At 71.8% G+C, this 20,655-nt stretch carries 22 protein-coding genes; 8 read left to right on the top strand and 14 right to left on the bottom strand.

What is annotated here, in order from left to right; genetic code table 11:
- From ABZ444_RS10325 to ABZ444_RS10305, 5 genes are read right to left on the bottom strand one after another with little or no spacing between them, the layout of a single operon-like run.
- Window positions 1–1,584, bottom strand: a complete 1,584-nt coding sequence (locus ABZ444_RS10325; RefSeq protein ID WP_357994686.1) for a thiamine pyrophosphate-dependent enzyme — start codon at window positions 1,582–1,584, stop codon at window positions 1–3.
- Entirely contained in the window at window positions 1,581–2,351 is a 771-nt protein-coding gene (locus ABZ444_RS10320) for an ABC transporter ATP-binding protein (protein ID WP_357994685.1), read from the bottom strand. The genes ABZ444_RS10325 and ABZ444_RS10320 overlap by 4 nt, the downstream gene beginning before the upstream one ends.
- Window positions 2,344–3,093 (bottom strand): ABC transporter permease, encoded by a 750-nt coding sequence (locus ABZ444_RS10315; protein WP_357994684.1) that lies wholly within the window; start codon window positions 3,091–3,093, stop codon window positions 2,344–2,346. Before ABZ444_RS10315 ends, ABZ444_RS10320 begins: the two co-directional genes overlap by 8 nt.
- The gene (locus tag ABZ444_RS10310; RefSeq protein WP_357994683.1) at window positions 3,090–3,860 is read right to left on the bottom strand and encodes an ABC transporter permease; all 771 of its coding nucleotides are present in this window, start codon (window positions 3,858–3,860) and stop codon (window positions 3,090–3,092) included. The genes ABZ444_RS10315 and ABZ444_RS10310 overlap by 4 nt, the downstream gene beginning before the upstream one ends.
- Window positions 3,857–4,789, bottom strand: coding sequence for an ABC transporter substrate-binding protein (locus ABZ444_RS10305; RefSeq protein WP_357994682.1), 933 nt, complete (start codon window positions 4,787–4,789; stop codon window positions 3,857–3,859). The genes ABZ444_RS10310 and ABZ444_RS10305 overlap by 4 nt, the downstream gene beginning before the upstream one ends.
- A gap of 100 nt (window positions 4,790–4,889) precedes the next feature.
- Here ABZ444_RS10305 and ABZ444_RS10300 point away from each other — a divergent pair, with 100 nt between their 5' ends.
- Window positions 4,890–5,660, top strand: coding sequence for an IclR family transcriptional regulator C-terminal domain-containing protein (locus tag ABZ444_RS10300; RefSeq protein ID WP_357994681.1), 771 nt, complete (start codon window positions 4,890–4,892; stop codon window positions 5,658–5,660).
- A gap of 47 nt (window positions 5,661–5,707) precedes the next feature.
- Here ABZ444_RS10300 and ABZ444_RS10295 read toward each other — a convergent pair whose 3' ends face one another.
- Together ABZ444_RS10295 and ABZ444_RS10290 are read right to left on the bottom strand one after the other, a co-directional pair.
- Window positions 5,708–6,580, bottom strand: a complete 873-nt coding sequence (locus tag ABZ444_RS10295) for a MurR/RpiR family transcriptional regulator (RefSeq protein ID WP_352328557.1) — start codon at window positions 6,578–6,580, stop codon at window positions 5,708–5,710.
- Window positions 6,565–7,995 (bottom strand): glycoside hydrolase family 3 protein, encoded by a 1,431-nt coding sequence (locus ABZ444_RS10290; protein ID WP_357994680.1) that lies wholly within the window; start codon window positions 7,993–7,995, stop codon window positions 6,565–6,567. The genes ABZ444_RS10295 and ABZ444_RS10290 overlap by 16 nt, the downstream gene beginning before the upstream one ends.
- Before the next feature lie 88 nt (window positions 7,996–8,083).
- Between ABZ444_RS10290 and ABZ444_RS10285 the strand changes: the two genes are divergently transcribed.
- Window positions 8,084–9,613 carry a family 10 glycosylhydrolase gene (locus ABZ444_RS10285; protein WP_357994679.1) on the top strand — a complete coding sequence of 510 codons (1,530 nt, stop codon included), beginning with the start codon at window positions 8,084–8,086 and terminating at the stop codon, window positions 9,611–9,613.
- Between the two features lie 232 nt (window positions 9,614–9,845).
- Here the strand turns inward: ABZ444_RS10285 and ABZ444_RS10280 are convergent, their stop codons facing one another.
- Window positions 9,846–10,496 carry an FHA domain-containing protein gene (locus ABZ444_RS10280; RefSeq protein WP_352362084.1) on the bottom strand — a complete coding sequence of 217 codons (651 nt, stop codon included), beginning with the start codon at window positions 10,494–10,496 and terminating at the stop codon, window positions 9,846–9,848.
- Window positions 10,497–10,677: 181 nt separating this feature from the next.
- Between ABZ444_RS10280 and ABZ444_RS10275 the strand changes: the two genes are divergently transcribed.
- The 5 genes from ABZ444_RS10275 (at window position 10,678) to ABZ444_RS10255 (ending at window position 14,122) form a co-directional block, all read left to right on the top strand.
- Window positions 10,678–11,799 carry a citrate/2-methylcitrate synthase gene (locus ABZ444_RS10275; protein WP_357969721.1) on the top strand — a complete coding sequence of 374 codons (1,122 nt, stop codon included), beginning with the start codon at window positions 10,678–10,680 and terminating at the stop codon, window positions 11,797–11,799.
- Complete coding sequence (locus ABZ444_RS10270) at window positions 11,775–12,095, top strand: DUF3017 domain-containing protein (RefSeq protein WP_357994678.1); 321 nt, start codon at window positions 11,775–11,777, stop codon at window positions 12,093–12,095. Before ABZ444_RS10275 ends, ABZ444_RS10270 begins: the two co-directional genes overlap by 25 nt.
- 53 nt (window positions 12,096–12,148) lie before the next feature.
- On the top strand, window positions 12,149–13,366 hold the full coding sequence (locus ABZ444_RS10265; protein WP_357994677.1) for an NADP-dependent isocitrate dehydrogenase: 1,218 nt from the start codon (window positions 12,149–12,151) through the stop codon (window positions 13,364–13,366).
- A 175-nt stretch (window positions 13,367–13,541) separates the two neighbouring features.
- On the top strand, window positions 13,542–13,847 hold the full coding sequence (locus ABZ444_RS10260) for a hypothetical protein (RefSeq protein ID WP_357994676.1): 306 nt from the start codon (window positions 13,542–13,544) through the stop codon (window positions 13,845–13,847).
- A 116-nt stretch (window positions 13,848–13,963) separates the two neighbouring features.
- A complete protein-coding gene (locus ABZ444_RS10255; RefSeq protein WP_357994675.1) occupies window positions 13,964–14,122 on the top strand; it encodes a hypothetical protein in 159 nt (52 codons plus the stop codon).
- Between the two features lie 80 nt (window positions 14,123–14,202).
- Here ABZ444_RS10255 and ABZ444_RS10250 read toward each other — a convergent pair whose 3' ends face one another.
- Entirely contained in the window at window positions 14,203–14,784 is a 582-nt protein-coding gene (locus ABZ444_RS10250; protein WP_357994674.1) for a GNAT family N-acetyltransferase, read from the bottom strand.
- Between the two features lie 52 nt (window positions 14,785–14,836).
- On the opposite strand from ABZ444_RS10250, the gene ABZ444_RS10245 reads away from it, so the two are divergent.
- Window positions 14,837–15,760, top strand: coding sequence for a LysR substrate-binding domain-containing protein (locus ABZ444_RS10245; RefSeq protein WP_357969738.1), 924 nt, complete (start codon window positions 14,837–14,839; stop codon window positions 15,758–15,760).
- Here ABZ444_RS10245 and ABZ444_RS10240 read toward each other — a convergent pair.
- Genes ABZ444_RS10240 through ABZ444_RS10220 form a run of 5 tightly spaced genes read right to left on the bottom strand, consistent with a single transcriptional unit; the run spans window position 15,729 to window position 20,543 of the window.
- On the bottom strand, window positions 15,729–16,481 hold the full coding sequence (locus ABZ444_RS10240) for a serine hydrolase (RefSeq protein WP_357994673.1): 753 nt from the start codon (window positions 16,479–16,481) through the stop codon (window positions 15,729–15,731). The genes ABZ444_RS10245 and ABZ444_RS10240 overlap by 32 nt on opposite strands.
- Window positions 16,478–18,061 (bottom strand): D-aminoacylase, encoded by a 1,584-nt coding sequence (locus tag ABZ444_RS10235; RefSeq protein WP_357994672.1) that lies wholly within the window; start codon window positions 18,059–18,061, stop codon window positions 16,478–16,480. The genes ABZ444_RS10240 and ABZ444_RS10235 overlap by 4 nt, the downstream gene beginning before the upstream one ends.
- Before the next feature lie 31 nt (window positions 18,062–18,092).
- A complete protein-coding gene (locus tag ABZ444_RS10230; RefSeq protein ID WP_357994671.1) occupies window positions 18,093–18,845 on the bottom strand; it encodes an amino acid ABC transporter ATP-binding protein in 753 nt (250 codons plus the stop codon).
- Between the two features lies 1 nt (window position 18,846).
- Entirely contained in the window at window positions 18,847–19,677 is an 831-nt protein-coding gene (locus ABZ444_RS10225) for an amino acid ABC transporter permease (protein ID WP_357994670.1), read from the bottom strand.
- The gene (locus ABZ444_RS10220) at window positions 19,674–20,543 is read right to left on the bottom strand and encodes an ABC transporter substrate-binding protein (protein WP_357994669.1); all 870 of its coding nucleotides are present in this window, start codon (window positions 20,541–20,543) and stop codon (window positions 19,674–19,676) included. The genes ABZ444_RS10225 and ABZ444_RS10220 overlap by 4 nt, the downstream gene beginning before the upstream one ends.
- Window positions 20,544–20,655: the final 112 nt, after the last annotated feature.

The following is a 20,655-nucleotide window of genomic DNA, read 5'->3' as shown; positions in this document are numbered from 1 at the left end:
TCACGGCTGGAAGTCCTGGTCCACGGCCACGGTGACGTCGAGCAGCAGGGGCTCCTCGCGGGCGGCCAGCGACGGGATCACCTCGTCGAGCGCGGCCCCCAGCTCGGCGGGGCCGTCCACCCGCCGGGCGGGGCAGCCGAGCGACCTGGCCAGCGCGGCCATGTCCACCTCCGCGAACGGCGGCCAGGGGGCCTTGCCGCCCTGCCGGTCGGCCAGCCGGTCCATGACCGCGTAGCGGCCGTTGGCGAGCACGACGAACAGCGCGCCCACCCGGTAGTGGGCGGCGCTCCACAGGGCGTGCATGCCGTAGAGGGCCGAGCCGTCGCCCACGACCGCGACCACCGGGCGTCCGGGCAGCGCCATGCGCAGGCCGACCGCGGCCGGCACGGCGAACCCGAGCCCGCCCATGGCCGCCGAGACGAAACCCAGCGGGTTCCTGGCCGGGACCAGCCGGTGCAGGTCAGGACGGGACGACGGGGTCTCCTCCAGCAGCACGACGTCACGGGGCAGCCGCCGGGCCAGCTCGCGCAGCACGTACGCGGGCCGCAACGGCTCCCCGCCGGGCACCTCCGGAGCCGGGGCCGGTGGCACGGCCGCCGGAGCGGCGGGACGGGCCGGCAGCAGGGCCGCCAGCCGCTCGCAGACGGCCCCCGGCGGGGCCAGGACGGCCAGGGCGGCCGGGCTCCGGTGCGCCTCGGCCGGGTCGTCGGTGACCACGGCGACCGCCGTGCCCGGCTCGACCAGCGGCCCCGGCGCGTACGGGTACTGCCGGAACACCGGCGCCCCCACGGCCAGCACGACGTCATGCGGCGCCAGCACGGCCCGCAGCCGCCCCCGGTCGGCCGGCAGCACCCCCGCGTACTGCGGATGGTCCTGCGGGAACCCCGCCAGCGCCCCGAACGACTCCTGGAACACCGGGCACGCCAGCCGCTCGGCCAGCTCCACCAGCGGCCCCCAAGCCGCTCCCGCCCCCGACACGATCGCCGGGGACCGCGCCCCGGCCAGCAGCTCCACCAGCGGCGCCAGGCCGGCGTCGGGCACGGCGGCGGGCCGCAGCACCCGGGCCGGAGCCGCCGGGGTCTCGCCGGCGAAGGGCGCGTCCCAATCGTCCATCGGCACCACGACCAGCGCGGGGCCCCGGTGCGTGACCGCCTCGTGAAAGGCCCTGGCCAGCGCCCCCGGCACGTCCTGTGCCCGCACCGGCTGGTCCGTCCACACCGGGTAGTCGCCGGCCAGCCCGGCCAGCCGGCCGGCGAGGAACGGCTCCAGCGCCAGGTGCCGCCGGTCCTGCTGCCCCACCAGGACGACCAGGGGCGCCCGGTTCACCCGGGCCGTGGCGAGGGCGCCCACCGCGTTGCCCAGCCCGGCCGTGGTGTGCAGCACGGCCAGCGCGGGCTCGGCGTGCCCGATCGCCCAGCCGGTGGCCATGCCGACGACCGAGCCCTCGTGCAGCGCGAGCACGAAGCGGAGGTCGTCCGGCAGCCCGGTCAGCAGCGACACCTCGGTCGAGCCGGGGTTGCCGAAGATCGTCGTCAGGCCGTACCGCCGCAGCACCTCGAACGCCGCTGCCCTCACCGTGCTCACTGCGCCCCTCTCGCCTGCTGGATCCGCCGGTAGACCTGCCCGCGCAGCTCGCCGAAACGCGGCAGCGACCGGGTGGCGAGCTGGTCCCGGTCGCGCGGCAGGTCGATGGGCAGGTCCTCCATGACCGACGTCGGCGACGACGACAACACGATCACCCGTTGCCCCAGGTAGACGGCCTCGTCGATGTCGTGGGTGACGAACAGCGTGGTCACCTCCAGGTCCCGCCAGAGCCGCAGGATCAGGTCTTCCAGGTCGGCCCTGGTCTGCGCGTCCACGGCGGCGAACGGCTCGTCCATGAGCAGGACCTGCGGCTCGTAGGCCACGGCCCGCGCGATCGCCACGCGCTGCTGCATGCCGCCCGAGAGCTGCCACGGATGGGCGCCGGCCACGTCGGCCAGCCCGACCGCCGCCAGCGATCCGGTCACCAGGTCCGCCCGCCGGGCGCGCGGCACCCGCTTCTCCTTCAGCGGCAGCTCGACGTTCTGCCGGACGGTCATCCAGGGGAACAGGCTGCGGCCGTACTCCTGGAAGACCACGGCCATGCGCGGCGGCGGCCCGGTCACCGGCTCGCCGGCCACCCGCACCTCGCCCCCGCTGACCGGCAGCAGCCCGGCCACGCACCGCAGCAGCGTCGTCTTGCCGCAGCCGGACGGCCCCACCACGCACACCAGCTCGCCCGCCGCGACGCCGAACGTGACCGAGCCGATCGCCTCCACCCGGCGGCCGGGGCTCCGGTAGACCTTGTTCAGCCCGGAGATCTCAAGCACGGGCGGCTCCGCTGCCGTGGTACCAGGCCAGGACCCACCGCTCCAGGCGGCCGAAGAGCAGCGACAACCCGAGGCCGAGCAGCCCGAGCAGCAGGATCCCGCTCCACATCTCGGCGATCTGGAACTGCCGCTGGAACAGCACGATCGTGAACCCGAGCCCGCTCGACCCGCCGAACATCTCGCTGATGACCATGAGGATGATCCCGATGGACAGCGCCTGCCGCAGCCCGGTCATGATCTGCGGGCTCGCGCCGCGCAGCACGAACCGGCGCAGCCTGGAGGCGCCGCGCACGCCGTACATGCGGCAGGTGTCCGACAGCACCTCGTCCAGCGCCCGTACGCCCTCCACGGTGTTGAGCAGGACGGGCCACAGGCAACCCGACACGATGACCAGCACCTTCATGGCCGTGTCGATCCCGGCCAGCAACATGATCAGCGGCACCAGCACCGGCGGCGGGACGGCCCTGAAGAACTCCAGCACCGGCTCCAGGGTGGCCCGCAGCCGCCGCGACAACCCGATCGGCACGCCGAGCCCCACCCCGAGCAGCCCGGCCACCGCGTACCCCGCCAGCAGCCGCGCGAGGCTCGGCAGCACGTCGTCGAGCAGCCGCCGGGAGAACCACGTCGTGGCGAAGGCCCGGCCCACCTCGGCCGGGCCCGGCAGGTAGAACGTGCTGCCGCCGACCGCCCACCAGACCAGCACCAGCGCCGCGGGCAGGGCGACCAGCCTGAGCGCCCTCACGCCGCCGCCTCCGAGCGCACGGCCGGATGCCAGGCCAGCACCCTACGTTCGAGCAGCCGCACCGCCGCGTTGACCACGATGCCCACGCCGCCCGCGAGCACGATCAGCGCGTACACGGTCGGCACGGCGCCGCTGCTCTGCGCCACCTGGATCTCCGCGCCGAGTCCCGGGCTGCCGATCACCAGCTCGGCCGTCACCGCCAGGATGAACGCCACCGCCGCCGCCAGCCGGAGCCCGGTCATCACGTACGGCAGCGCCGTCGGCCACACCAGGTGCCTGATCCGCGACCAGGCCGACAACCCGTACGAGCGGGCGGTGTCGTGGGCGACCGGATCGACGGCGGCGACGCCGTACAGGACCTGGATGAGCACCTGCCAGAAGGCGGCGTACACCACGAGCAGCAGCGTCGAGCCCAGCGTGGCGCCGAACAGCAGCGTGGCCAGCGGCACCAGCGCGACCGACGGGATCGGCCGCAGGAACTCGACCGTCGAACCGGTCAGCGCCCGCAGCCCCGGCACGGTCCCGATCAGCACGCCCGCCGCGACCGCCGCGCAGAACGCCAGCGCAAGCCCGAGCGCCCAGCCGCGCATGGTCTCGCCGAGCGCGATCCAGAGCCGGGCCGTGGCCAGCTCGGTGGCGAGCGCGCCCAGTATCCGCGTGGCCGGGGGCAGGAACCGCTCGTCCACCAGGCCCAGCCGCGGCACGGCCTCCACCAGCGCGAGCAGGCCGCCCAGCCCGGCGAGCCCGTGGAGGAGGTCGCGCCTCACGGGACCAGCGCGGACACGTCGATCCTCTTCGTCAGCACGCCGTCGGCCAGCGCCAGGTCGGCGATGGTCTGCACGGACGCCTTATTGACCTCGACCGGCCACTTCGGCAGGTGGATCTTCGCGATCACCTCGGGCGCGATCTTCGTGTACGTCCCGAGTATCTGCCGCACCTCGTCGGGATGGCCGTCGGCGTACTCCAGCGACCTGCGCATCGCCGCGGTGAACCGTTCGGTCAGGCCGGGGTCGGTCCGGCCGGTGGTGAAGTACATGGCGACGGTGAGGCCGGGGGCCGCCTCGGCGAAGTTCCAGGCCACCGGCCGCGCGCCCTGGCTGATCGCCTGGCTGACGAACGGCTCGACCACCCAGATGGCGTCCACCCGGCCGCTGCGCAGGGCGGCGGGCGCGTCGGGGAAGGGCAGCTCGACGAACTCGATGCCGTCGGGGTCGCCGCCCGCCTTGCGGACCGAGGCCCGGATGGTCGTGTCGCCGATGTTCTTGAGCTGGTTGACCGAGATCCGCCGGTCCGCCAGGTCCTTGGCCGATTTGATCGGGCTGTCCGGCTCGACCAGCACCGCGCTGAAGTCCTCGCCCGGCCGCCCGGTCGAGGAGACGCCGTTGGCCACCACTTTCACGTCCAGCCCCTGCTGCTTGGCGGTCAGCAGCGAGGTGGTGTTGGCGAAGGCGAACTGGAACTGCCCGCCGACCGCCCCCGAGATGCTGGCCGCGCCGCCCTGCACGGGGGTGATCGTCAGGTCGATGCCCTGCTCGGCGAAGAAGCCCTTGGCCTTGCCCAGGTGGATGGGCGCGGTGTCGACGATCGCGATCACTCCGGCGTTGACCCGGTCCTTGCCTTCCGCCGTCGTGCCCGGCCGCGGGCCGCCGCAGGCGGCCACGAGCAGGGCGGCGAGGATGATGAGAGCGCGACGCACGGCTGCTCCTAGGTGTTCGCTATGCGCACAGGTATTCTCTGTCCGAACAGCCCCATATGGCGGAAACTACGCCCTTGTCGGCTTCTGTCAAGGGATCACCATGGTCGATCATGTGCAGTCGCTGGCCAGAGGGCTGGCGGTGATCCGCGCGTTCAGCGCCGCGGCGCCCGAGCTGACGCTCAGTCAGGTGGCGCGGGCGACCGGCCTCAGCCGCGCCGCCGCCAGGCGTTTCCTCATCACGCTCACCGACCTCGGTTACGTGCGCAACGACGGCCGGCTGTTCGCGCTCACCCCCCGCGTCCTGGAGCTGGGGTACGCCTACCTGTCCGGCCTGTCGCTGCCCGAGGTCGCCGGCCCCCACCTGGAACGCCTGGCCGCCGAGGTGCACGAGTCCGCCTCGGTCGCGGTCCTCGACGGCGAGGACGTCGTGTACGTCGCCCGCGTCGCCACCGCCCGGATCATGAGCGTGTCGATCAGCATCGGCACCCGCTTCCCGGCCTACTGCACGTCGATGGGCCGGGTGCTGCTGTCCGCCCTGCCGTCCGGCGACCTGGACGACTACCTGGGGCGGGCCGCGTTACGCCGGCTGACCTCCAGGACCGTCGTGCTGCCCGACGCGCTGCGGGCCGAGCTGGAGCAGGTGCGCCTGCGCGGCTGGGCGATGGTGGACCAGGAGCTGGAGGAGGGCCTGCGGTCGGTCGCCGCGCCCGTACGCGACCACGCCGGCCGTACGGTCGCCGCCGTGAACGTCTCCACGCACGCCGGCCGTACCAGCCTGCACCAGGTCAGGACGGGGCTGCTGCCGGAGCTCCTGGCCACGGCGGCACGCATCGAGGCCGACCTGGCGAAGGTCTCGGTGACCCGCGCCTGACGCCCTGACGCCCTGACGCTCGCCGGTCGCCGGTCGCCGGTCGTCCGTCACCGGTTGCGGTAGCGGTCGGTCGCGTCGCGGGTGGCCCGGATCGCCGCCTCGGCCCGGTCGTAGGTGCGCTGGGCCAGGCCGACGAAGATGCAGTCGACGATCAGCAGCTGGCTGATCCGGCTGGCCAGCGCGCCGGGCCGGAAGGCGGTCTCCCGGCCGGCCGACACCAGAGTGTGGCTGGCCAGGTCGGCCAGCGACGAGCGCGGGTTGTTGGTGATGGCCACGATCAGCGCCCCCGCCTCGGCCGCCGTACGGGCCGGGACCAGCACGTCGGGGGTCTCGCCGCTGCAGCTGATGGCCACCGCCACGTCGCCGTCCCGCAGCAGCGCCGCGCTGGTCAGGGCCAGGTGGGCGTCGCTGAACGGATGGCTGGACAGGCCGATGCGCAGCAGCTTCTGCGACATGTCGGCGGCCACCAGCCCAGAGGCCGCCACGCCGTAGACGTCCACCCGCCGGGCCACCGCGATGGCCTGGACGACCTCGCCGAGCTGGTCGGGGTCGAGCTGCGCCGCCGTGTCCGCCAGCGCGTCGGACTCCGCCCGCGCCACCTTGGCGATCACGTCGGTCAGCGGGTCGTCGGGGGCCAGGTCGCCGGGCACCAGGCGTTCGGGCTGCTTGGCCACGGCGGCGGCCAGCGCGAAGCGCATCTGCGAGTAGCCGGCGAAGCCGAGCGCCCGCGCGGTGCGCACGATCGTGGCCTCGCTGGTGCCCGACACCGCGCTGAACTCGGTGATCGTGCTCCGCACGACCAGCCCCGGGTCGTCCAGGATGATGCGCCCGATGGCCTGCGCCGCCGGGGTCAGCGACGGCAGCACCGCGCGCACGGTGGCGACCGGGTTCGCGGGCTCGGTGTTCAACGGGTCAGCCATTCGGCCGCCGCCTGCGCGGAGACGCGGGAGATGCCGTGCGTGGCGACGTGGGCGGCCCCGACGGGCGCGTCGCTGATGCCGGTGTCCACCACGATCGCGTCGGGCCGGACGGCCAGCGCCCGTGCCAGCGCCTCGCGTACCCACGGGTGCCGGGCCGTGTCGTGCACCACGAGCACCACGGGACGGTCGTCGAAGGCGGGCAGGTCGCCGTCGCGGTCGAGGCGCACCCTGGCGGTGTTCGGCAGCCGGGCGGCCAGCGCCGCCGCGATGCCGGTCGGCGTGGCGGGATCGACCGCCTGGTTGAGCCGGGTGTTGACCTCCACGACCAGCGGCCCCCGGTCGAGCACGGCGGTACCGGTCGTGGTCAGCGCGGCCCTGGCGGCCTCCAGGCCGACGCCCTCGTCGATGTCGGCGCGGGCCTTCTCGCGCAGCTCCGACCGCTCGGCGTACCAGGTGGACAGGGCGAGCACCCGGCCGGCCGCCTCGGCCAGCCGCTCCTCGGCCAGCCGGCCCGTGCGCACCGCCTCGACGATGGCGTCGCGCATCTCGTGCAGGCTCCGCTCGTCGGCCCGGCCGGCGCAGATGGTGTCGACGCCGGCGGCCAGCGCGCGCACCGCGATCTCGCCTGGGCCGAACATGGCGGCCACGGCCTGCATCTCGATCGCGTCGGTGACCACCACGCCGTCGAAGCCGAGCTCGCCCCTGAGCAGGTCGGTCAGGGCGCTGTGGCTGAGCGTGGCCGGCATCGACGCATCGAGCGCGGGCACGAGCAGGTGGCCGGACATGATCGAGCGCACCCCGTGCGCGATGGCGGCCCGGAACGGCGGCAGGTCGCGCTCGTCGAGCACCGCCCGCGAGGCGTGCACGGTGGGCAGCGCCAGGTGGGAGTCGGTGGTCGTGTCGCCGTGCCCCGGGAAGTGCTTGGCGCAGGCGGCCACGCCCGCGCCCTGCACCCCGGCCACGTACGCGACGGTGTGCCGGGCGACCAGCTCGGGATCGGGACCGAACGAGCGCACGCCGATGACCGGGTTCTCCGGGTTGGCGTTCACGTCGGCGGAGGGGGCGTAGTCGAGGGAGATGTCGAGTTCGGCGAGCATCCTGCCGATCTGCCGGCCGACCCGCTCGGTCAGCTCGACGTCGTCGGCCACGCCCAGCGCCCGGTTGCCGGGGAAGGAGCTGCCGGCGAGCACTTCGAGCCGGGTGACCGCGCCGCCCTCCTCGTCGATCGCGACGATCGCGCCGGGGTTCTCGGCGCGCACCGAACGGACGAGCTGCTCGCCGATGGAGTTGCGGGCGAACAGGATGACGCCGCCCAGGCCCTCGCCCAGCGCGCGGCGCAGCCAGTCGGGAGGCGACGTCCCTTCGAACCCCGGCTGGAGCACCGTCATCGCAAGTCGGACCAGCTCTGCGCTCATGCGGCATTTTCCTTCACGGTTGTTGATCTGAAGGTAATTTTCTGTCATCGTCGCCCTCGACACAACCATTGTCGAGAGGCCACCCCCCATGCCCAGCAGAAGGACTCTCCTGAAGGGTCTCGCTCTCGCCGCCGCCGCGTCCGCCGTGCCGCTGCCGGCCTTCGCCCAGGCAGACTACGTCCCCCCGCTGCGTCAGATGCGCGGCATGTGGATCGCTTCCGTGGTCAACATCAACTGGCCCTCGAAGCCGGGGCTGAGCGCCGACGAGCAGAAGGCCGAATACCTGGCCTGGCTCGACGTGGCCGTGCAGCGCAAGCTCAACTCCGTGTTCGTGCAGATCAGGCCGACCGCCGACGCGTTCTGGCCGTCGCCGTTCGAGCCCTGGTCGCAGTACCTGACCGGCACCCAGGGCCAGGACCCCGGCTACGACCCGCTCGGGTTCGCCGTGGAGGAGACCCACAAGCGCGGCCTGGCCTTCCACGCCTGGTTCAACCCCTACCGCGTGTCGATGCAGCCCGACCCGGGCAAGCTGCACCCCGATCACCCCGGCCGCAAGAACCCCGACTGGATCCTGCCGTTCGGCGGCAAGCTCTACTACAACCCGGGCATGCCCGAGGTCCGCAAGTTCTGCCAGGACGCGATGATGGACGCGATCACCCGCTACGACATCGACGGCCTGCACTTCGACGACTACTTCTACCCGACCAACACCACTGCTTTCGACGACAGCGCCGCGTTCGCCAAGTACGGCGCCGGCTTCCCCGACCTGGCCTCCTGGCGGCGCAACAACGTCGACCTCATGGTCAGCGAGATGCAGCAGCGCGTCCTGCAGGCCAAGCCGGAGATCGCCTGGGGCATCAGCCCGTCGGGCATCTGGCGCAACAAGGGCACCGACCCGCTCGGCTCCGAGACCAACGGCGGCCAGTCCTACGACAACCTGCACGCCGACACCCGCGGCTGGGTCAAGAAGGGCTGGCTGGACTACATCGCGCCGCAGCTCTACTGGTACATCGGGCAGCCGCCGGCCGACTACTCCAAGCTCGTCCCGTGGTGGTCGGACGTGGCCGCGGGCACGAACACGCTGCTGTGGATCGGGCAGGCGGCGTACAAGGCGGGCGACCCCGCTCAGGCCGCCGAGTGGCAGAAGCCGGACGAGCTGTCCAGGCACCTGACGCTCAACCGCGCCCACCCCGAGGTCAGCGGTGACATCTGGTACAACGCCAACGACGTCAAGGTGGACCGGCTCGCCTCCATCACGACCGCCGTCAACGACCACTACCAGCGGCCCGCGCTCGCGCCCGTGCTGCCCCGCCTGGCGAACGGCGAGCCGCCGCGCCGCCCGGTGGTGGCGTACGCGCTGCGCCGCACCGGCGGCGTCGAGGTGCGCGTGGTGGCCACCGGCCGGGACGAGCCGTTCCAGTTCGCCATCTTCCGCTTCCCGGGCGAGGCCGGCCAGAACGCCTTCGCCGACGCGCGCAACCTGGTCGCGGTCGTGCCCGCCGACCGCCAGATCCGCTGGACGGACCCCGACGGCAAGCGCGGCGACCACTACTACGCGGTCGCCGTCGACCGGGCCAACAGGACCAGCAAGCCCAGCCGCGGTTTCCGGGTGATCTGAAGACACCGGTGAAGGAACGTCGACCTCCGGCGCCGCGCGCATGGCTCATCAGCGCGCGTCGCCGGCACGTTCCCTGACCGGCGACGAGCACGGCGCGCGCCACCGGCCTGTCGGCCCGCGGTCGCCCGCCGTCGCCCGTTCCGCGCCCAGCAGGGATGAGCACGGTGATCTCTCGATGGTCCCGACGCTGCCGGAACCCCTCGCCGAAGCCCCGGTCGCGATCTGGCTCCCTCTAGGAAGCCCTCCTACCGGCCGCCGACGGCTGCTGCTCAGCCGCGGCGCCCGCCGACCGCTGTGGTGGCACCACAGGGGTCGGGCGCACCAGCCCGAGCGCGACGACCTCGTTGGCGAGGCGCGTGCGGCGGTTGGTGCCCTCAGGAATCCTGAACTTCTGGTACAGCCGCAGCAGGTGCTGCTTGACCGCGGCTTCGGTCACGACCAGGTCGTCGGCGATCTCGCGCGCCGTCGCCGGAGCGACGAACGCCTCGTCGGACAGCGCCGGCCTGCAGAGCGAGGTCAGCACATCGACCTCGCGCCTGGTCAGCTCGGGCGCCGCCGCCCTGCGCAGCTCGACCTCGGGGGTGAAGTCCTCACGGGGGACTCCACCGATGCGACCCCGCGCCGCGCCGAACGAGACGACGTCGCCGTCGTCGAGGACCCTCCGGGCGATCGGCCTGCCGTTCACCCGTGTGCCGTTGCGGGACAGGCCCAGGTCAACGACGTACAGGTAGGGTCCTCGTCTGACGAACTCGGCATGGAGTCGAGACACACTGGGGTCGGTGAGCCGGATGTCCACACCCCGGCCTCTCCCGACCGTCGTGATCTCGGGGCGCAACGGGACCACGTCGCCGGTGTCCTCGATGCGTATGAACGGCCCCTCCACGGCAGTTCCTCCCCAGGTAGCCCGCCGTAACTATTACTACAGCTCCGGCTTACCCAACCGAGGGGATGCGGAATCGCCTTTGCCGAAAGGAGAATCCCACGTGAAATTGGTCTGGACCTCTGCGGACGGTTTTACCTGCTCACGGGTAGACTTCGGAGGAAGATAAGCGGAGGAAACACTCATGGCGGACAAGCCCACGAAAGGCCTGGCCGATGTCGTAGCCGCGTCCACAGCGCTGAGCGACATCGACGGCAAGGCCGGTCGGCTCTTCTACCGTGGATACGACATCCACGACCTGGCCGGCCGAGCGACGTTCGAGGAGACCGCGTACCTGCTGCAGCACGGCAGGCTGCCCGACCGGGCCCAGCTGGAGGCGTACGGCGCCGACCTGGCCCAGGGCCGGGAGCTCGGCGCGCTGGTCGCCGCGAACGTGGCGGAGATCGCCGAGAAGCAGAAACCCATGGAGGCGCTCCGCTCCCTCGTCTCACTCTCCGGCGCCGACGACCCCGACAAGGACTCCACCGCCCCCGACGCGAACCTGCGCAAGGCGGCCCGCCTGACCGCGCAGCAGCCCGTGCTGGTCGCCCGCTACCACGCCGCGCGCACCGGCGGCGCGGCCCCCGAGGCCGACCCCGAGCTCAGCATCGCCGGAAACTTCCTGCTCCAGGTCACCGGACGCGCCCCCGAGCGGCGCGCCGTCGAGATCTTCGACGAGTGCCTGGTGCTGCACGCCGACCACACGATGAACGCCTCGACGTTCGCCGCCCGCGTCTGCGCCGCGACCCTGTCGGACATGCACTCGGCCATCGTCGCGGCCATCGGCACGCTCAAGGGCCCGCTGCACGGCGGCGCGAACGAGCAGGTCATGAAGACCCTGGAGTCGATCCCGCCGGGCGGGGTGGCCCAGGCCGTGCGCGACAAGCTCGCCGCGGGCGAGAAGATCATGGGCTTCGGCCACCGCGTCTACAAGACCGAGGACCCGCGCGCCACGCACCTGCGCCGCATGTCCGCCGAGCTGGCCGAGGCCGCCGGCGACGACACCTACTACCGGATGTCGAAGGAGATGGAGGAGGTCGTCTTCGAGACGAAGGGCCTCTATCCGAACGTCGATTTCTACGCGGCGTCGGTCTACCACTACCTTGGCATCCCGACGGACCTGTTCACCCCCGTCTTCTCGATCAGCCGCATGTCCGGCTGGACCGCGCACGTGATCGAGCAGCATGCCGACAACAGGCTGATCCGGCCCGACAGTGAATACATTGGCGAGCGCGATCAGAAGTGGAAGCCAATAGAAGAGCGTTGAGCCGAGAGAACGAACGTGAACGCTGGGGACCGTTCCCGCTGATTGTGGCGGGAGCGGTCGCCGCCGTGCTCGTGATCCTGTTGGTGGACCCGCGCTGGGGCGGGTTCGCGCTGGGCGGCGTGCTGATGGTCGCCGCCGCGCTCCGGTTCGCCGGGTTCGACGGGCAACTGGCCGTCCGCGACAAGGTGACGGACGTCATCACGCTGATCGCGTTCGGCTTCCTCACGGCCCTGACCTCGCTCGCGCTGTACAACAACGCGTTCAAGGCCTGGCTCCTGTCCCTTTTGGCCGGTTGACGGGACGGTCCGATAGCCTCAACGCATCCATTCATTGAAGGGGAACCATTCGCATGCCCAAGATCAAGGTGGAGGGTCCTGTCGTCGAGCTCGACGGCGACGAGATGACCCGGATCATCTGGCAGTTCATCAAGGACCAGCTGATCCTTCCCTACCTCGACGTCGACCTGAAGTACTACGACCTGGGGATCGAGTACCGGGACTCGACGGACGACCAGGTCACCATCGACGCCGCCAACGCCATCAAGAAGTACGGCGTCGGTGTGAAGTGCGCCACCATCACCCCCGACGAGGCGCGGGTCGAGGAGTTCGGGCTCAAGAAGATGTGGAAGTCCCCCAACGGGACCATCCGCAACATCCTCGGCGGCGTGATCTTCCGTGAGCCGATCATCATGTCGAACGTGCCGCGGCTCGTGCCCGGCTGGACCAAGCCGATCGTCGTCGGCCGTCACGCCTTCGGCGACCAGTACCGCGCCACCGACCTGGTCATCCCCGGCGAGGGCACCCTGACCCTCACGTACACGCCGAAGGACGGCTCCGAGCCGATCGAGCTCGACGTGTACGACTTCCCGGGCGGCGGCGTCGCCATGGCGATGTACAACCTCGACGAGTCGATCCGCGACTTCGCCCGCGCCTCCATGCGCTACGGCCTGGCCCGCAACTACCCGGTCTACCTGTCGACGAAGAACACCATCCTCAAGGCGTACGACGGCCGCTTCAAGGACATCTTCGCCGAGGTCTTCGAGACCGAGTTCAAGGCCGACTTCGACAAGGCCGGGCTCACCTACGAGCACCGCCTCATCGACGACATGGTCGCCGCGGCGCTCAAGTGGGAGGGCGGCTACGTCTGGGCCGCCAAGAACTACGACGGCGACGTGCAGTCCGACACCGTCGCCCAGGGCTTCGGCTCGCTCGGCCTGATGACCTCCGTCCTCATGACCCCCGACGGCCAGACCGTCGAGGCCGAGGCCGCCCACGGCACCGTGACCCGCCACTACCGCGAGCACCAGAAGGGCAACCCCACCTCCACGAACCCGATCGCCTCGATCTTCGCGTGGACGCGTGGCCTGGCCCACCGCGGCAAGCTGGACAACACCCCCGCCGTGACCGACTTCGCCGACAAGCTGGAGCAGGTCTGCATCGAGACCGTCGAGAGCGGTCAGATGACCAAGGACCTCGCCATGCTGGTCGGCGGCGACGCCAAGTGGCTCACCACCCAGGACTTCCTGGCCGCCCTGGACGAGAACCTCAAGAAGAAGATGTCTGCTTGAGAGAAAGCGGCCTCTACCTGCGGCTTCGTCGTACGGTAGGGGCCGTTTCGCATGTCCGGGGCCGTCTGCGGGCCGTCTTTCCGGGGTTGACGTGCGGGCAGGGGCGATTATGGTCCGTTTAGGAAAGTTTCCTAAGAGAAGCTTCCGTCCCTCTCCCGCATCAGGAGGCGTCCTCGTGCTGTCCAGGAAGTGGGCCACCGGCCTGCCCGCCGCGACCCTGCTCACCACCGCGCTGCTCGCGGGCCTCGCCCCGGCGGCGCATGCCGTCCCCGACGGCTGTACCTCCAGCGTGACCGGCTCGACGGCCGAGAGCCGTTGCACCGGCGGCACGGGCCAGCACCAGATCGCGATCACCGTCCTGCACGTCAACCCCGCCGTCGGGTACGTCTACAACGTCGGCCCATGGGTCTCTCCCGGCCAGGTCTCCTCGGCCACCATCCCGCCCGGCACGATCATCTCCATCCGCGTCAACAAGCGCTGAGATCCAGCAGGCACCCGCGGGCGGCCGTCGAGAACGGTCGCCCCCGGGCCACGCCATAGTTCCGCGGGGTCGGCCGCGAGATCGACTGGGCGGACGGGCGGCGCAGCGGGGCACGCGTGGCCGGCGGCTTCTTCATCGCCCGGGTGCGGGGGGTGACGGCCCCCGATCCCTCCCGGAAGGACGCGGACGGCAGGCCGACCGGAGTCCTGGTCACGCCGCCGGTCACGGTGACCGCGTACGGCCCGCAGGACCAGGTCTTGAGGCAGGAGAAGTGAGGCAGGAGAAGGACGTGGCGTTCGGACCGCTGGGCCGGGGCGGCGACTGAGCCGCCACCGGGGCCGCCACCAGGGCCGGCTCACCCGCTCGCCCGGCGCCAGTCGCTCGCGGTGAGGCGGTACAGGACGTGGCGGCGCAGCCGGTGGCCGGGCGGCAGCACGGGATGGTCGAAGTCCCCGTCGGGGTCATGGACCATCCCGAGCCGGCGCATGACGGCGCTGGAACGCGTGTTGACCGTGGCCGTGAAGGACACCACCTCCGCCAGGCCGAGCCGGTCGAAGGCGAGGCCGAGCGCGGCGGTGGCCGCCTCGCTCGCGTAGCCGTGGCCCCATGACCTGCGGTTGAGCCGCCAGGCAATCTCCGTCGCGGGCATGAAGGGGGCCTCGAACGAAGGCCGGTGCAGGCCGGTGAAGCCGATGAACTCGCCGGTGTCCAGCCTCTCCAGCGCCCAGCGTCCCCAGCCCTGCCGGGTGATCAGGTCGTCGCTGGCGGCGGCGAACGCGTCGCTCTGCTCGCGGCTGAGCGTGGCGGGGAAGTGTTCCATGACCTCGGGGTCGGCGTTGAGCTCCGCGAAGGGCTCGCGGTCGGAGGGACGCCAGGGCCGCAGCAGGAGGCGCTCGGTACGCAGCTCGGCCGGCGGCAGGCGGGTGGAGTCGATCACCGGTGCCATCTTATGCGCGGAACGAGGTGGGGAAGCTCGTACTCTTGGTCCCGTGTTGAGTAGTAACCGGCTGCGTGTCCTGCTTGAGGTGTTCAGGACGGGCAGTATCGCCGGTGCGGCCAGGGTGCTGAAGTTGTCGCCGTCCGCCGTGTCCCACCAGCTGTCCCGGCTGGAGCAGGAGGCGGGGGTCGGGCTGGTCGAGCGCAACGCCCAGAGCCTGCGGCTGACCGAGGCGGGACGCCGCCTGGCCATCCGCGCCCAGGAGGTCGTCGACATCATCGAGGCGGCCGAGAAGGACCTGCTCGCCCAGGCCAGGGTGGACGCCGGCGAGCTGCGCATCGGCTTCTTCGCCTCCGCCGGGTACCGCCTGCTGCCGCTGGCGCTGTCGCGCTTCGCCTCCCGGTATCCCAAGGTGGCGCTCGACCTGGTGGAGGGCCAGCCGTACGAGCTGCTGCCCGATCTGGAGCGTGGCGCGCTCGACGTGCTGGTGGTCTTCGAGCACGCGCTCGACCCGTGGCAGTGCCCGGAAGGGGTGGAGGTCGTCCACCTGTTCGACGAGCCGCAGCTGCTGGTCCTGCCGACCGGCCACGCCGCCGCCCAGCGGCCCAAGGTGCGGCTGGCGGACCTGGCCGAGGAGCCGTGGATCACCACGTTCGGCGCCGAGCACCCGGTGTCGATCCTTGAGCGGGCCAGCACGCTGGAGGGCTTCTCGCCGCGGATCCGCTGCCGCAGCGACCACTACGAGGTGACGATCGGCCTGGTACGGGCCGGGCTCGGCGTCGCGCTGGTGCCGAGCCTCGGCCTGCAGGGCGCGACCGGACTGCACACCTGCCGGCTGACCACGCCGAACCTGTTCCGCAGGATCGGCGTGGCCAGGCGGCCGACCAATCCCAACCCGGCCGCCCGGTCGTTCCTGGCCTACCTGCGTACGGCCTCGGCCCAGCTCAGGAACTCGCTGGAGCCTTCGCTGCGCTGAGGCGGGCGGCGACGTCCAGGCCGGCCCGCCGGACGGCGGCGGTCAGGTCGTGCTCACTGCCCGCGGGGCCGTGGGCGAGGACGGCGTAGGCGATGCGGCCGTCCATGATGCCGACATCGGACCGGACGCCCTCGTCGGTGCCGGTCTTGTTGGCCAGCCAGTCGCCCTCGGGATCGTGCCTGACCAGGGCGGGGACGAGACCGTGGTCGGTGTTCTGCCGCATCCAGCCGCGCATGAGCGCCTGCCAGCCGCCCGGACCGGCGAGCAGCGCGGCCAGGCCGGACAGCTCGGCCGCGGTGCCGATCGCGAACGTGGGCGGGTCCTGCGGGGTGCGCGGTTCCCTGATGCGGTCGAGCAGCCTGGTCCGCGACAGCCCGAGGGCCGCGGCGGCGGCGTTGACCCGGTCCAGGCCGATCGTGCGCAGCAGCGCGTTCGTGGCGGTGTTGTCGCTGACGGCGGCGGTCAGGAGGGCGAGGTCGCCGATCGTCCAGGCGCGCGCGGACAGCGACGTGAGCAGCCCGGAGCCGCCGCAGTAGTCGTCGTCCTGCAGCGTCACGGGCGTGTCGGGGGCCAGGATGCCGCCCTCGACGCTCATCGCCACCTCGGCCAGCAGCAGCAGCTTGCCGACGCTGGCCAGCGGCAGCTCGGCGTCCTCGTTGACGCCGTGGAACTCGCCCGTCACCAGATCCCGCGTCGCGACGGCGAGCGTGATGTCGTTCACCGCCCGATGATCCTTCCTGGTCTGTCCTCGGTGAGCCTGTTGTCCTCAACGGCGAGCCGTCCGGCCACGACAACGGCCCTGATGCCGGTGGGAGGCAGCAGCGGGTCGGCGTAGGTCGCGCCGTCGGCGACCGTCGCGGGGTCGAAGAGCACCAGGTCGGCGTGCGCTCCGTCGCGCACGACGCCCCTGTCCGCCAGCCCGAACCGGTCGGCCGCCATGCCGGTCATCTTGTGGACGGCGGTCTCCACCGGGAACAGCCCCTGGTCGCGGGAGTAGCGGCCGAGCACCCGGGGGAAGGTGCCGGCCAGCCGGGGATGCGGATGGCCCGGCTTGGGCACGCCGTCCGAGCCGATCATGGCGAACTCGCTTGCCAGGACCCGCTGGACGTCGTCCTCGCGCATGGAGTGGCTGATGATGGTCACCTCGCCGTCCTCGGCGAGCAGCAGCTCGGCCGCCGCGTCCACCGGGTCGCCGCCCAGCTCGGCGATCGTGCGGCCCTCGGCCTCGGGGTGACGGGTGGCGCAGGCGACCGAGATGCGGTCCCAGCCGCCGTTGCCGACCGTGTTCTCCCAGCCCGGCACGCCCGCCTCGATGGCCGCGCGCATCCGGTCGCGCTGGCCGGGGTCGCGCAGCCGGTCGAGCAGCGCCTCGGTGCCGCCGTCGTTGGCCCACGGGGGGAACATCGCCGACAGCGACGTGCTGCCCTCGGTGTAGGGGTAGACGTCGCAGGTGAGGTCCATGCCCTGGGCGCGCAGCTCGGCGATGCGGGGGAGCGTGCGCAGGGTCTTGCCCCAGGCGTGCTTGCCGGCCGTCTTGTGGTGGCTGACGTGCAGCGCTGCCCCGCTCCTGCGGGCGATCTCGACGGCCTCCTCCAGCGCCTCCTCCACGCGGGACATCTCGTCCCGCAGGTGGGTGACGTACGGCTTGCCGTGCCGGGCCGCGACGCGGGCCAGCGCGACCACCTCGGCGGTGTCGCCGTACGTGCCGGGGGTGTAGATGAGGCCGGTGGACAGCCCGGCGGCGCCGGCCGCCAGCGCGTCGTCGAGCAGCGCGCACATGGTGGCGAGCTCGGCGGGGGTGGCCGGGCGGTCCTCGTAGCCGAGCACGCCGGCCCGCAGGGTGCCGTGGCCGACGAGCGAGGTCAGGTGGTTCGAACGGGGGGCCCGCTCGTGCGCCGCTACGAACCCGTCATAGTCCTCAAAAATCGGGATGTCGCCGCCGAAACCGGCCCGGCTCGACCGGCGCAGTGCCGGCACCCGCTCGGGCAGCGCCGGGAACAGGCTCGACCCGCAGTTGCCGCAGATCTCCACGGTGACGCCCATGAGCACGGGGGCGGCGGCCAGCTCCCGGCCCGCCTCCCCGAGCAGGGTGACCGCGTCGGAGTGGGTGTGGACGTCGATGAACCCGGGCGCGACCACCAGCCCGGCGGCGTCGATCACCCGCCCCCCGCCGCCGTCGGACGGGCCGCCCCCGGGCAGCAGGACGAGGCGGTCACCGCGGACGCCGACGTCGGCCCGGCGCAGCGGCGCGCCCGTCCCGTCGGCCACGAGGCCACCGCTGATCAGCATGTCGAGGCTCACGTGGCCGAACCCTCCCTGAGAAGCGAGCCGTTCACAGCACCTGCCCGAGGAACGCGCGGGTGCGCTCGTGACGCGGCGCGGACAGCACCTCGCGGGGCGGCCCCTCCTCCACGATCACGCCGTCGTCGATGAACACCAGGTGGTCGCCCGCCTCTCTGGCGAAGCCCATCTCGTGGGTCACCACGATCATCGTCATCCCGCTGGCCGCCAGGTCGCGCATGACCTGCAGCACCTCCTGCACCAGCTCGGGGTCGAGCGCGCTGGTCGGCTCGTCGAACAGCATGAGCTTGGGGTCCATGGCCAGGCTGCGCGCGATCGCGACCCGCTGCTGCTGGCCGCCCGAGAGCTGCCGGGGGTAGTGGCCGGCCCGGTCGGCCAGCCCCACCCGGTCGAGCAGCGTCCTCGCGCGCTCGGCCGCCTTCGCCTTCGACAGGCGCTTGACCGTGCACGGGCCCTCCATGACGTTCTCCAGCGCGGTCATGTGCGGGAACAGGTGGAAGCGCTGGAAGACCATGCCGATCTCCTGGCGCTGGCGGCACAGCTCGTCGGGCCGCAGCAGGTGCAGCTTGCCGCCCTGCTCGCTGAAGCCCATGAGCTTGCCGTCGACCCACACCCGGCCCGCGTCGATCGTCTCCAGCCGGTTGACGCAGCGCAACAGCGTCGACTTGCCCGACCCGGACGGGCCCACCACGCAGACCACCCCGCCGGCCGGCACGTCGAGGCTGACGCCCCTCAGCACCTCCAGCTGGCCGAAGCGTTTCCTGACCGATTCGATCTTCACCATGCTAGTGGCCACGGCTGAACCGCCTCTCCAGGGAGCGCTGGCCGAAGGTGGCCACGGTGGTGAGCAGCAGGTACCAGGTGGAGGCGACCACCAGCAGCGCGATCACCTCGAAGTTGTCCAGGTAGATGCGCTGGGAGACGGTCAGCAGCTCCGCGCCGGAGATGACCGAGACCATCGAGGTGGTCTTCAGCATGGAGATGAACTGGTTGCCGGTCGGCGGGATGATCACCCGCATCGCCTGCGGCAGCACGACCCTGCGCAGGATCTGCCGGTGCGACATGCCCAGCGACTCGGCCGCCTCCCGCTGCCCGGGATCCACCGAACGGATGCCCGCCCGGACGATCTCGGCCATGTACGCGCCCTCGTTGATGGTCAGCCCGAGCAGCGCCGCCGTGAACGGCGTGATCAGCTCGTTGGCCGGCCACTGGAGGAACATCGGCCCGCCGAACGGCACGCCGAGCCCGATCTCGGGGAAGACCAGGCCGATGTTGAACCAGAAGATGAGCTGCACCAGCAGCGGCGTGCCCCGGAAGAACCAGGTGTAGAGGCCGGCCGCGCCGCGCAGCACCGGGCTGTCCGACAGCTGCATGACGGCGGCCATCACACCGAGGGCGACGCCGATGACCATGGACAGCGCGGTGAGCGCGATCGTGATCCACAGGCCGCCGAGCACCCGGCCGTCCAGCAGGAACTCGGAGATCACGTCCCAGTGGAGGTTGGGGTTGACGATGACGGTGTAGGCCAGCCACGCCATCACCAGCGCCGCGACCACCGCCGCGACGAGCCGCCCGGGCCTGGGCGGCTTCACCGCCTCGATCGGGAGTTCCATCATGCGCCGGTGTTGATCGTGACCTTGGGCACGGCGTTGGCCGTCGTGCCGTACTTCTCCAGGATCCTGCCGTACTCGCCGCTGTCGATCAGCTCCTGCAGGGCCTTGGCGACGGCGTCGCGCAGGCCGGTCTGCTTCTTGTCGATCGCGATGCCCCAGGGGCCGGCGTCGTACTGCTCGGTCAGGACCTCGTACTTGCCGGTCTCCTTGGCGTACATGGCGGCCACGGGGGAGTCGACGATCGTGGCGACGGTACGGCCGGAGTCGATGGTGAGCAGGCCGGTGGGGGCGTCCTCGCTCTGCATGATCTCCATCTTCTGGGCGCACTTCTCGTTCTGGCGCTTGCCGATCTCCAGGTTGGAGCTGCCCTTGGCCAGGACGACCTTCTTGCCGCACAGGTCCTCAAGGGTCTTGATGCCCTCGGGGTTGCCCTTCTTGACCATGATCGAGCCGCCGGCGTTGAAGTAGTCGACGAAGTCGACGGCCTTGCGGCGCTGTTCGAGGTCGCTGAGGGCGGCCATGGCGATGTCCCACCGGCCGCCCTGCAGGCCGGGGATGAGACCGTCGAAGGAGGCGTTGATGATCCGGGTCTTCAGCCCGAGCCGCTCTCCGACCGCCACGGCCAGGTCGGCGTCGACGCCGGTCATCTCCTGGGTGCCCGGCTTGTACATCTCCATCGGGGGATAGCCTTCCGAGGTCGCCATGCGGAGCTCGCCGGACTTCCGTACGGATTCCGGGACGAGGTCCTTGGCGCTCTTGCCGGTCGAGGAGGGCGGCGTGGGGGCAGCCGCCGTACCCGAGGTGGACCTCCCGCATCCCGCGCCGAGAGCGCAGGCCGCCACCAGGGCGATGACCAGGTGTGTTCGCATGGCATGTCATCGTGGCCAGGCCGTCAGGCGGCACCAAGCCTCGTGAAGGCATGCGACCCTCAGCAACGAATCCGTCGATGCTCGACCCCGCGTGCCCTCGCGGTTGTTTACG

This window comes from Nonomuraea sp. NPDC005730 (genome assembly GCF_040630865.1).
Lineage (GTDB): Bacteria > Actinomycetota > Actinomycetes > Streptosporangiales > Streptosporangiaceae > Nonomuraea.
The sequence above is the reverse complement of the archived record's forward strand: the minus strand, read 5'-3'. Positions and strand labels throughout refer to the sequence as shown.

Excerpts from the sequence above, each read along its gene's own strand:
- ABZ444_RS10300 (WP_357994681.1), top strand. The coding sequence starts at position 4,890 with ATGGTCGATCATGTGCAGTCGCTGGCCAGAGGGCTGGCGGTGATCCGC.
- ABZ444_RS10295 (WP_352328557.1), bottom strand. The coding sequence starts at position 6,580 with ATGGCTGACCCGTTGAACACCGAGCCCGCGAACCCGGTCGCCACCGTG.
- ABZ444_RS10290 (WP_357994680.1), bottom strand. The coding sequence starts at position 7,995 with ATGAGCGCAGAGCTGGTCCGACTTGCGATGACGGTGCTCCAGCCGGGG.
- ABZ444_RS10285 (WP_357994679.1), top strand. The coding sequence starts at position 8,084 with ATGCCCAGCAGAAGGACTCTCCTGAAGGGTCTCGCTCTCGCCGCCGCC.
- ABZ444_RS10275 (WP_357969721.1), top strand. The coding sequence starts at position 10,678 with ATGGCGGACAAGCCCACGAAAGGCCTGGCCGATGTCGTAGCCGCGTCC.
- ABZ444_RS10265 (WP_357994677.1), top strand. The coding sequence starts at position 12,149 with ATGCCCAAGATCAAGGTGGAGGGTCCTGTCGTCGAGCTCGACGGCGAC.
- ABZ444_RS10230 (WP_357994671.1), bottom strand. The coding sequence starts at position 18,845 with ATGGTGAAGATCGAATCGGTCAGGAAACGCTTCGGCCAGCTGGAGGTG.
- ABZ444_RS10225 (WP_357994670.1), bottom strand. The coding sequence starts at position 19,677 with ATGATGGAACTCCCGATCGAGGCGGTGAAGCCGCCCAGGCCCGGGCGG.
- ABZ444_RS10220 (WP_357994669.1), bottom strand. The coding sequence starts at position 20,543 with ATGCGAACACACCTGGTCATCGCCCTGGTGGCGGCCTGCGCTCTCGGC.